Source organism: Leptospiraceae bacterium (assembly GCA_025059995.1).
Lineage (GTDB): Bacteria > Spirochaetota > Leptospiria > Leptospirales > Leptonemataceae > SKYB61.
Genome location: JANXCF010000002.1, coordinates 430,701 through 442,529 on the forward strand (window position 1 = coordinate 430,701; position 11,829 = coordinate 442,529).

Consider the following 11,829-nt stretch of genomic DNA (forward strand, 5'->3'; position numbering starts at 1 on the left):
TAATTTAAAAAATGAATTTAAAACCTAAAATGAAATCGCACTTTTTACTTCTTTTTCAAAGACTTCGAACAAGTATTGGCTGATATTTTTGCTACTTATACCATATTTATCAAAAATTTCATTTCTTGTTCCATGTTCTATAGGTAATGATGGGAAGGCAAAGGTTTTTAAGTGTTTGCCTTTTGCTTCAGGAGAGAGTTGTTCTAGGATTGCCATTGAGGCACTGGCAAATTCGTATGAATCTTCAATGAATATCAAAAATTGGGCATTTTTGATGGTATTTTCTAAAGCATTTTTATCAAAGGGTTTGACCCACCTCATGGCAATCAATACCGATTGATAACTTTCTTTTCTCAAGATTTGTTGTAGTTCTAACCCAACACTTCTCATTACTCCAATAGTGACTATTGCCACTGTGACTTTTGTAGGATGATTTGTGCTGTATAAAATTTCTGGAGTTAGATTTGATACATCTACTTCTTGAGATAAATTGTCTATGTTTTCTTCTGCTTTTGGGAAACGAATGGCAATGGGGCCGAGTTCATCTTTTTCAACGAATTTCAATATGGCTTGTAACTCAGCTCCTGTTGCTGGTGCATATAATCTCAAATTGGGGATAGCATATAAATACCCTAAGTCATAAAGTCCTTGATGAGTCTCTCCATCAGGTCCTACACATCCTCCACGATCGATCACCAGTTTAACAGGTAAATTCATCAGAGCTACGTCTTGAATAAGTTGATCAATGCCACGATTCAAAAAAGTAGAGTAGATACACATATAAGGAACTAAACCGCCTGATGCTAGAGCTCCCGAAAAAGCAATAGAATGTTGCTCAGCAATACCCACATCAAAAACACGATTAGGGAAGGTTTCGTGAAGTTTCCTCAAGCCTGAACCTTCAATCATAGCAGGAGTGATAGCTACAGCTCTTGGATTTTTTTTGAAAATTTCTATCAAAGTTTTTCCAACAATATTACTAAAACTAATAGAATTGGGGTTCTCTTTTGTGAGAATACCATCATTTCGGTTGAACTTTGTCACACTATGAAATTCTACGGGATTTTTCTCAGCAGGTTGGTATCCTTTTCCTTTTTGGGTGATTACATGCAAGAGAATGGGACCTTTCATGATTTTTACTTTTTTGAGGGCTTCAATCAGCTCTTTCAAGTTATGACCGTCGATAGGACCAAAATATCGAAAACCAAAATCTTCAAAAAGACTTCCTGGAAGTAAAAAGTCTTTGATAGCACGCTCAAACTTCTCAGAAAAAAATTTCAAAGCAGGTCCTATGATTGGAAGCCAATAGAGAAACTTATACCACAATACACGGGATTTGTTATAGAAATTCGACATGACAATTTTATTCAAGTATTGGTTCAAAGCACCAACGTTCTTTGAAATGGACATGTCATTATCGTTCAATATAACTAAGCAATCGGTTTGGATGTGCCCAGCGTGATTAAGAGCTTCAAAAGCCATGCCACTAGCAATTGAAGCATCACCAATAACAGCAATACACTTATAGTCCTCGCCCTTGAGATCACGTGCTATGGCTTCTCCTACAACTTGAGAAATCGATGTTCCCGCATGCCCAGTATTGAATAAGTCATATTCTGATTCTTCCCGCTTGGGAAAACCTGAGATTCCTTTGAATTTTCTAACGCTTTTCAGTTGATGTTTTCGTCCTGTGAGAATTTTGTGAGGATACGTTTGATGACCAGTGTCCCAAATCAATTTATCTTTTGGGGTGTTAAAGACATAGTGTAATGCCACAGTGAGTTCTACTACCCCCAAATTTGAGGCAAAATGACCTCCTGTTTCTGAGACTGTTTCGATCAGATATTCTCGTATATCCTGACAAAGGAAATTTAACTCTTTGAGAGAAAAGTTTCTGAAGTCTTCTGGATAATCGACTTTGCTTAAATATGGATATTTACTAGGATTCATATTTTAACCTCATCTTAAGTTTTTTTAGTGGAAATTTTTAGTTTTTCGAAGTCTTCTTCGTTTACAAGTCCCATGAGTTCATAAATTCTTACGGGTTCTAATTTGCCTTTTACCCGAACCAAATCGAGTTCTCGTGCGTATACTCTATCTTTCACTCTTTCATAAGTAAATTCAGAAATACATATTTGGACACCATAAGTTTTTGTAGTTCCTTCTAATCGTGAACCCAAATTTACAGTATCTCCCATCACCGTATAATCCATTCTACGACTTGATCCCATATTACCTACAACTGCAGGACCCGTGTTGATTCCAATACCAATATCAAGCACTGGAATGTTTCTTTCTTTCCATCGTTGTTGCAATTCCTTGAGCTTTTTAGCTTGAGCTAATGCAGCAACGCATGCATAATAGGCGTGATCATCGTTGGGTGTTGGTGCACCCCAAAATGCCATAATGGCATCCCCCATGTATTTATCAATCGTTCCTCGGTAATCTATAATCAGTTCAGTCATTTCTGATAAATATTCATTAATCAAATTAACCAAATCTTCTGGTGTGAGTCTTTCTGAAACAGTTGTAAAACCACGAACATCAGAGAAAAATACTGTGATTTCTCTTTTTGAACCTCCTAAGGTGATTGCATCCGGATTGTTTAATAATTCTTCAACCACATCTTGAGACACAAACTTAGAGAATGTAGTTCGAATGAATTTTACGTTTTCTTCTTCTGTAAGGACGCGGAAACCGACAAAAGCAATTAATTGTGTGAATTGGAGAATAATTACAGTTGGGTAAATATGAAGTAGACTAAACTGATTAAAGGTAATGAAAAATGTTATAAAACTATAGGCAAGTGCAATTATCACAAATAAGATATAATTATAAGTGGTTTTAACGAAGGGATGATAAGTTCCCATGATAAGGCTTACTATCAATAAAATCAAAAAATTTATAGAATCTGGCACTGTATAAGCAAAATCTTGATTCAAAATCGTATTGATGGCATAAGCATGATGTTCTATACCTGCCATATCACCATAAGGAGATAAATGAATATCTTGAGCTGTTCCCACGCCAGTGGCATAATACATGGCTATGAGGGTAATTTTATTTGAGTAATATGCACTAGCATCATCTTGAGACAATTCAGTGACTTCTAGAATTTCTCTTGATTTAAAGCAATACCTTCCTCCGCGGAAATTGATGTTCATTCGTCCAGCTAGGTCTATAGGAATGATAATTTCTCTTTGAGGATTGGGTTTTGCCATGATGTCGTAAGTAATTTCTTTTAAGGTTTTGAAATCAAACTTTGTGAAGGTTTTTTCAGGAATATTTTTAAGTTTTACATATCCCTCTAAAAAGTCGACTTCAATGTCTTTTTTGATGTCAATACCATAATACTTGGCTACTGCAATCAAATCTATCCCAGGATAAAAATAGTCATCTTTATTGGGGTCATAATCAGGACTGGTAGCTCTTTCTGAGTTCACTATCCTCGCTACTAAAGGAACTTGACGATTGATACCTGTTTCAGGCTTTAGAATGTTTGCATAACCCATGCCATCTAAGTATATTGCAATTTTTTCTATTGGTGGGACAGGAAGTTTTCCCCATACAATGGCATATTCTCCGTTTTTAATGTTTGTAAGACGTTCTTTTTCATTAAGAATTGCTAAACGTTTCTCGTAATTGACAATTTTAGGTCTTGATTCATCTGTAGTTTCGATGGGATAGTCAGCTAAAATAATATTTTTGTTTTTTTGTAGAGCTTCTGATAAAATATCCACCTGACTCTTTAAGATTTGATTTTTGTTCAAGGGTCTACACTCAAATAAGACACCGCAATGGGAACCACCGTAAATTCCTTTATTGTCCAAAAAGCTAATATCGAAAAGAAGGATATTATTTTCTGCTTTGTTTAATTTGTTGATAACTTCTGCATAAATCCCCCAATCGATTGGCCAATTTCCTTGTAGCTTTTCAAGCGTTACATTTGTGATTCCTAAAATTTCGATGTCTTCTCTAACTAAGGGAGGGTTAGGAGCAAAGACTGTGAGTTTTTTCCCCGTTGCATCGTAGGGAGCTTGGCAATAAGGCAACCCTGATTCGAGATGAATGCTTCTTCCTGGATTTCTTAACCAGTTGTATTTTAATGAATGAAAGGTTTCTTCTAAGTAATGCAAAAAAGGAACTTTCAAAAGTAAAATCCCAAATAAAAACCCAATTACTAAACTAAGAAGAATACTTCCTATGATTTCTTTGAATTGTTTTTTTTCAGATACTATTCTATACAGAAACCATGCTGATATCAAAATTAAAAAGAAATTCCACCAAAGCAAAAAAGTAAACAAATCAGGAGAAACAAAATCAATCAAGGGAAAAATTGCTTTAATTTGGTGAACCCAACTGTCTGGTTCTAAAAAATACAAATAGAAAAAAAACAAAACAGAAATCCCAAATACAATAAGCGAAAAGAGTTCATTGAGATTCCATTTCTTTTCTTTGGTCCTTTTTAAAATCTTTGGCTCAAAGTAAAAAACAACCCCCAAAAACAAAAGCCCAAGTCCAATAGTAAAATATACATCTTGAAAGAAATGAACATAGTTTATGAGATAACTACTTTTGATTTCAATCAAAATAAATAGAAAAATTGGCATGAGAATAAGTATAGAAAGGGATGTAATGAATAAATACTTTGCTATTCTTTTCATATTAATTCCTTTTATTTATTGTCTGCTAAATGTGGTTTAAATATTTCCATTTAAAGATAAATGATCAACGAAATTTTTTGTGATTTGGAAGATTTGCTGGTACAACATATCAAGCCTTTGGCTTTCAATGAGTTCTTCTATGATTTTGTGATTTAAACTACCAACGATGATTCCATCGAATAAATTTTTGAGTTTTTCAACTTGTTCTGTCTTACTGATACCAAAACCCGCAAAAATAGGGAGATTTGTTAGTGATTGTAAAAGCGATATTCTTTCAATAAAATCATCAGGTAATTCTTCTCGGATACCTGTGACCCCCAAGCTGGTGATGTAATACACAAATCCTGAACCTTTCTCTAAAATTTTCTTTGCTCTTTTGAACTTCGTATTGGGAGCTATCATTGGAATAAGGGCAATGTCAATTTCTAATGAGTGAATATTTTTTTGTAATTCTTCGGCTTCGGGTGAATCTAAGGGAAGGTCTGGGATTACCAAAGCTCGAATACCTAATTCGTAGGCTTTTTTTAAAAAAGCTTCACCCAAAAAGGCATTTTGTGATTTTTTGTATTGAAAGATGGGATTGAAATACGTTAAGTAAACTAAAGGGATTTCTGGTGCATAATTGTGGATCTTTTGAGTAAGCTCAAAAATCTTTTCCAAAGAAAAGTTCTTTTGGTTCATGGATCGAACCATGGCTTTTTGTATCAGAGGTCCATCAGCAGTTGGATCCGAAAAAGGTATCCCTAATTCTAAAAGACTGGATCCAGCATCTATCATGGCTTTTGCTACAATAAAACTCTCTTCGAACGAAGGATCCCCTAAGGTAAGATAAGGCATATAGAGAGCTGAACGTTTTCTTTTTTTTTCTTCTATTATATGTTGTGATAAATTTTTCATTTTATCTTCTCTTTTTGCGAATACGAAATCCTCTTTTTTGAGAAGCTCCTCCACTAGATACCACAATGGTTTCTTGAGGTTGTGGTTTTGAAGGCTGAGATTTTTTCTCCTCGAAGGCGCTGATGCTTTCGTGTTTTTCTTCTCCAATCGTTCGTTGGGGTTCTTTTTGTTCGTGAACAACAGGTCCTTCGATCTTTATACGGAATAAAAATTCAATGATATGTTCTTTGATACTATCCATCATTTGATCAAAGAGCTCAAATCCTTTGAGACGATATTCCACTAAAGGATTTCTTTCAGAATAGCTACTTGCCCAGATTCCCTCACGAAGTTGATCCATTTGATAAAGATGCTCTTTCCATTTGGCATCAATCACATCCAAAAGGATTCTTTTTTCGATGTATTGAAAATCTTGGGGGTTGATGGAATTGGCTTTTTCTTCGTATTTTTCTTTACATGTGTTGAGAATCATTTTATAAAGAAAAAGTTGTGGATCGTCTTCTTTTTGAAGTCTTTCTTTAAATTCTTGGGTATCTATGGGAATGTCCACCTCCAAGCTCAATTTCAAAGTCTCCCGCAAAGACCCTAAATCCCAATTATCAATATCCTTGTGTTCACAATAAAGAAGGATTTTCTTTTCTAAGACATCTTCTAAGAAATGATAAATCGTGTCTCGAACAGAAGAGTTTTCTAGGATTTTATCTCGTTCTTTGTAAATGATTTCTCTTTGGCGATTCAAAACATCGTCGTATTCCAAAAGATGTTTTCGTATGTCGAAGTTATGGTTTTCTACTTTTTTTTGGGCTCGAGCTATGGCTTTATCCACTAAGCGTGATTCTAATTCTTGTCCTTCTTCCACCCACATCCTCTGCATTAAGTTTCTCCATCCTTCGCCCCCAAAAAGTCGTATCAAATGATCTTCTAAGCTAAGATAAAATCGACTCGAACCAGGGTCTCCTTGTCTTCCAGCACGTCCTCGAAGTTGGTTATCAATCCTACGTGATTCATGACGTTCGGTTCCAATGATGTGTAAGCCACCTACTTCTTTGACTTTGTTGTGATCTTGAAGCCATCTTAGAGCACTATCTAGGATTTGCTTGGAAATTTTTTGGGAATGGGGATCCTGAATTTGAGGAATGATTTCTTTTGCTCGATCGAATTCTTTTCTATGGATAGCTTCTTTGAATTCTTTGATGGCAATTTCTTTTTCTTCTAATTTTTCCAAATCTTTTAAATACATAGGATAACCACCGAGAATGATATCTGTTCCTCTACCTGCCATGTTCGTAGCAATGGTGACGGCTCCGGGTTTTCCCGCATTTGCGATGATTTCTGCTTCTTTTTCGTGATACTTTGCGTTCAACACAGCATGGGGGATTTTGTATTTTTTTAGGAGTTGGGATAGATATTCTGATTTTTCTATGGAAATCGTTCCTACGAGAATGGGTTGTCCTTTTTGGTGTCGTTCTAGTATATCTTTAATGATGGCTTGGAATTTTTCTTTTTCGGTTTTGTATACTTTGTCAGGATAATCAATTCGTATCACGGGTTTATTCGTGGGAATTACCACAACATCTAAATTATAGATTTTTTTGAATTCTTCTGCTTCGGTGTCAGCGGTTCCTGTCATTCCTGCGAGTTTTTTATACATACGAAAGTAATTTTGGAAAGTGATTGTTGCTAAGGTTTGGGTTTCTTGCTTGATGGGAACACCTTCTTTGGCTTCAATGGCTTGATGTAAACCATCGGAGTATCTTCTTCCAATCATGAGGCGTCCCGTATGTTCATCAACAATTATGACTTCTCCATCTTTTACTACGTAATCCACTTCGTTTTTATAAACTAAGTGAGCTTTTAAAGACTGATTGATGGCAGCCACCATGTTGATGTATTCTGGTGCAAAGAGGTTTTGTATTCTTAAGATTTCTTCGATTTTTTTGACTCCTTCTTCGGTGAGTAGCACCAGTCGTGCTTTCTCGTCAATATCGTAGTAAAAACCCCGAATGATGTGAGGTTCTTCTATCTGTCCTGGTTCTAACTTTCTTGGAGGTGGGGGTGGTGCTTTTTGCTCATATTGAATGAGCTGTCGAACTGCTCTATCGATGATTTGATACAAACCAATGTTGTCTTCTGTTGGACCAGAGATAATCAAAGGGGTTCGAGCTTCGTCAATCAAGATAGAATCCACCTCGTCTACGATGGCATAGTGGTGTCCACGTTGGACTTTATGGTAAAGATCCGTTGCCATGTTGTCTCGAAGGTAATCAAACCCAAATTCGTTGTTAGTTCCGTAAGTCACATCCATTTGATATGCCTTTTTTCGTTCTTCAAAAGGCATTTGGTTTTGGATGTAGCCTACACTAATCCCTAAGTAATCGTAGATGGGCTTCATCCAGTTGGCATCCCGCTTGGCTAAATAGTCATTCACAGTTACAACATGAACGCCTTTACCTTTAAGAGCATTTAAGTAAATGGCTAAGGTTGCGGTGAGGGTTTTTCCTTCTCCTGTTTTCATCTCTGCAATTTTTCCTTGGTGTAAAACTATCCCACCCATGAGCTGAACGTCGAAATGTCTTTGTCCGATGGTTCGCCATGCCGCTTCTCGAACTAACGCGAAAGCCTCAGGGAGAATTTCATTCAGTGTTTGTTCGGGGTTTGGGGATTTTTGAACAACCTCACGAAAATACTGGGTTTTTTGAAGAAAATCTTCGCTACTGAGTTGTTTGATTTGGGGTTCTAAGGAATTGATTTTTTCAACAATAGGAACAAGTTTTCGAATATCTCTTTCATGTTTTGTGCCAAAAATCAAGCTTAGGAATTTTTGCATCATGTTTTCTCTCCTTGTTCTTGGTTCTTGTTGTGGTTGTGTTTCTGGGATAAACCTAAGGATGTGCCGTATAATATCCAAAAAAATTGCATGGTATGATCATCCAAAAAATAGCATTGAAACAAACCAGAAAACAACAAAAAAATTGGCAAAAACAAGTAAATCCTAAAGTTCATCTCGGAAAAATAAATGTCTTTGATGTTATTTTCTACTTCGTGATTTTGGTGGGTAAATAATTCCAAGCTTGTTTTTAAAGAAAAAAAGAAAAAAAGCCAATACGAAGCTGCTCCAACAAAACCAGAAATCACAAGAAAATGCAAAAAATCGCTATGGGCATGGACAATTTCAGTTTGAAAAAAAGGATACCAAAGAAGTGGTTTTTGGGAAATCTGCTTTAGCATTTCTTCAAAAATGGCTGATTTAAAACTACCAGCTCCCACTCCAAAGGGGTTTTCGAAGAAAACCCTCAAAGCAAGAAACCAAAGTAATTCACGTTGGTAATCCGTGTGTCTTCTATCAAAATGAAGCAAATTTTGAGAAATCTCAATAAGACCTTTATCAGAGAACAAAATCAAAACAGAAGTAATTCCAGAAAAGAAAGCAATAAATCCAATAAACCAAAAAAAGATCGTACTCATGAGTTTTTTGATTTGAATTTGGATTTGAAAAACATGAAGATTTTTAAAAAAAATCACTAGAAACAAGAGAACTAAGAAAAACAAACCCACGACAACTGAACGAGCTTGGGTGAAGAAGACGATAAGCAAGTACAAAAACGAAAATCCTAAAAACACTGAAGTTGTCTTAACGTTTTTTTGGATAAACAATAGAAGAGTAATATAGACCACATATAAAGATGACATTCCCACGAGAGCTCCAAAAGAAAGGTGAGTCTGAGTAAATCCAACCGGAACATAAATACCAAAGGGTTTTGGTTCAGGAAAATCCCATTGATCCATCAAAAACGGGATAGAAAATAAAAAGTGTTGTTCTCGGTATTGGGAATTAAACTCGAACCCATGTCCTAGATGATAAGGAAGATTGGCTAAACGAAAGGGTAGAAATGAAGACATCCATCCAATCACAAAAAAGACAAAGATTACAAGACCTATGGTTTTGGTGAGTTGCTTTTGAAATGAACTATTTGCGAAATAGAATGCCCAAAGAAAAAAAAGAATCAAAAAACCGTCTTTAAACTCAGATTGAATGATCTGAAAAAAAGAAATCTTCTGGATCAAAGAAATAAAAAAAATCCATAAATACAGAGCTCCAAAAGAAAAAAGTATCTTTCGAATGGGGGAAAATATAGTCAAATTTTGGTTTCGTAGCAAGTGAATGATCAATAAAAGAGAAGCTAAATACAAGAAAAATTGGGTGAGGGACAAAGAAAATGGCAAAAACAAAATCCCAACTATCCCCGACAGAAAAGAGATATGTTCGATAGAAAATTTCATTAGATATAAAGCAAAAATTACAAAAAACGCTTTTACGTAAATCACAATCTTATTTCGAAATTTTGATTAAAAATTGAAATGCCATATTAGAAACCCAAATAAACTTGGCATATTATGAAAAACATTGCATGGAAGTTTGAAGCCTTTGGCATGAATCATTTAAAAGTCTATGAGGAAGAAGTTCCGGAGATACAAGATGATGAATTGTTATTAGAAATCAAAGCAGTTTCTTTGAATTATCGAGACCTTTTAATGATCAAAGGAGAATACAACCCGAAATTAAATTTACCAATGGTTCCTTGCTCTGATGGTTTGGGGGTTGTCGTAAAGGTGGGAAATAACGTCAAAGAATTCAAAGAAGGAGATCGAGTGCTTCCCATCATCACTCAAGGTTGGCATGATGGAAAGCTTTTTCGAGAAATCCATCGAAGAACCTTAGGAGGACCATTACCAGGAGTTTTACAAAAATACTTTGTAGTTAAGGCATCAGAGGTGGTTCCTGCACCAAAAAACCTCACCGATGTAGAAGCCTCTACGTTACCTGTTGCTGCTTTGACGGCTTGGAGTGCCTTATTTGAGTTTGGAAAGCCAATCCCTGGTCAGACTTTGTTGACCTTAGGAACTGGTGGGGTTTCCATTTTTGCATTGCAATTCGGAAAGCTGCTGGGACTTAAAGTCATCATCACATCTAGCAGCAACGAAAAACTAGAAAGAGCAAGACGATTAGGAGCTGATTATACCATCAATTATCAACAAAATCCTGACTGGGAAAAAGAAGTCCAAGCCATCACCAACTCCAAAGGAGTTGATTACGTGATAGAAGTGGGTGGAGTCGGAACATTGGAAAAATCCCTTCGAAGTGTTAAGTCAAATGGAGTAGTGTTTTTGATTGGGGTTTTGGCAGGAAAAAAGGCTCCCATAGATTTGACTTCGGTATTGATGCAGAATATCACCATTCAAGGAGTTTTTGCGGGGCATAAACGATCTTTTGTGGAAATGAATCAAGTCTTTGATACATTTTCGATAAAACCCGTTGTGGACAAAGTATTTCCTTTTGAGGAATCTCCTAAAGCCTTTGAATACATGGCATCAGGTTCCCATTTCGGAAAGGTTTGTATTTCTCTTTCTTAGTCTTTTTCTTAATCTTTTTTGGGGTATTTTCTAGGGATAGCGTAAAGTGAATAAATCAATATCAAAGTTGATAGCAAAAGAACCTCAAAAGGAAGATTTTCTTTTTTTGCATTGGGATCAACGAAAGGTTCAAGGTAATCACCTAGAAAAGAAGGAAACTCAACAAAACTAAAAATCAGGCTAATACTATTGACAAATATATGTAAAACCATGGGTATCCAAAGATTTTTTGTTTTTAGATACAAATACCCGAAAAGAATTCCAATCGGAAATGCGTAAAGAACTTGAAAGGGATTCAAATGGGCAAAACCAAAAAGAAGAGCTTGTAAGATGTTAGAAAAACTGGGAGAGTGATATTTAACTAAATTCGACAGAATTATTCCTCGAAAAAAATACTCTTCGCTTATGGGAGCTACAAAACCAATGGTGAACAAACTTAACCAAAGATCCTTTTCGTCTTTGGGGAAAAGGAATTCTTTTAGATGATAGTAATACTCATGAAATCTTTCAGGGATAAATGAAAAACTCATGATTTCCAATGCCGTTGCCAAAAATTGTATTGATAATGCCAGAATCAAAGTTAAAAAGTAGAATCCCAAGTTGGTTTCAAATTTTGGATAGATAACTTCGAATCGAAATAACCAATGGATTAACAAAATGGGGAGAACGAACGTGAGGCTCAAAAACAACTTTAAGTCGTGATATGAGATTATTTCTAAAGCAAATAAAAGTTGAATTACAAAACTAATCACAAGATTGCCAAAAACAAATAAAATAAAAACGAGGATGGCTTTAGGATAGCGAAAGTTCTTGAATTTCATGAACTCTTTTTTTTGTGGATTTTTATAAAGAAAAC

Annotated in this window: 7 protein-coding genes; 1 reads left to right on the forward strand and 6 read right to left on the reverse strand. The window is 35.6% G+C overall.

Translation table 11 applies throughout. The features are described from left to right. Positions 1 to 24 precede the first annotated feature (24 nt). The 5 genes from dxs to NZ853_04445 are packed head-to-tail and all read right to left on the reverse strand — an operon-like array spanning position 25 to position 9,842. The gene (dxs, locus tag NZ853_04425; protein ID MCS7204920.1) at positions 25 to 1,950 is read right to left on the reverse strand and encodes a 1-deoxy-D-xylulose-5-phosphate synthase; all 1,926 of its coding nucleotides are present in this window, start codon (positions 1,948 to 1,950) and stop codon (positions 25 to 27) included. A 14-nt stretch (positions 1,951 to 1,964) separates the two neighbouring features. Continuing rightward, on the reverse strand, positions 1,965 to 4,664 hold the full coding sequence (locus tag NZ853_04430) for a CHASE2 domain-containing protein (GenBank protein MCS7204921.1): 2,700 nt from the start codon (positions 4,662 to 4,664) through the stop codon (positions 1,965 to 1,967). Positions 4,665 to 4,700: 36 nt separating this feature from the next. Then, entirely contained in the window at positions 4,701 to 5,561 is an 861-nt protein-coding gene (gene trpA, locus NZ853_04435) for a tryptophan synthase subunit alpha (protein MCS7204922.1), read from the reverse strand. 1 nt (position 5,562) lies between these two features. Continuing rightward, positions 5,563 to 8,391 (reverse strand): preprotein translocase subunit SecA, encoded by a 2,829-nt coding sequence (gene secA / locus NZ853_04440; GenBank protein MCS7204923.1) that lies wholly within the window; start codon positions 8,389 to 8,391, stop codon positions 5,563 to 5,565. Further along, positions 8,388 to 9,842, reverse strand: a complete 1,455-nt coding sequence (locus NZ853_04445) for an O-antigen ligase family protein (protein MCS7204924.1) — start codon at positions 9,840 to 9,842, stop codon at positions 8,388 to 8,390. Before NZ853_04445 ends, secA begins: the two co-directional genes overlap by 4 nt. Positions 9,843 to 9,956: 114 nt before the next feature. Here NZ853_04445 and NZ853_04450 point away from each other — a divergent pair, with 114 nt between their 5' ends. Continuing rightward, positions 9,957 to 10,973 carry an NAD(P)-dependent alcohol dehydrogenase gene (locus NZ853_04450; GenBank protein ID MCS7204925.1) on the forward strand — a complete coding sequence of 339 codons (1,017 nt, stop codon included), beginning with the start codon at positions 9,957 to 9,959 and terminating at the stop codon, positions 10,971 to 10,973. A gap of 8 nt (positions 10,974 to 10,981) precedes the next feature. Here NZ853_04450 and NZ853_04455 read toward each other — a convergent pair whose 3' ends face one another. Then, the gene (locus NZ853_04455) at positions 10,982 to 11,794 is read right to left on the reverse strand and encodes a CPBP family intramembrane metalloprotease (GenBank protein ID MCS7204926.1); all 813 of its coding nucleotides are present in this window, start codon (positions 11,792 to 11,794) and stop codon (positions 10,982 to 10,984) included. Positions 11,795 to 11,829 lie beyond the last annotated feature (35 nt).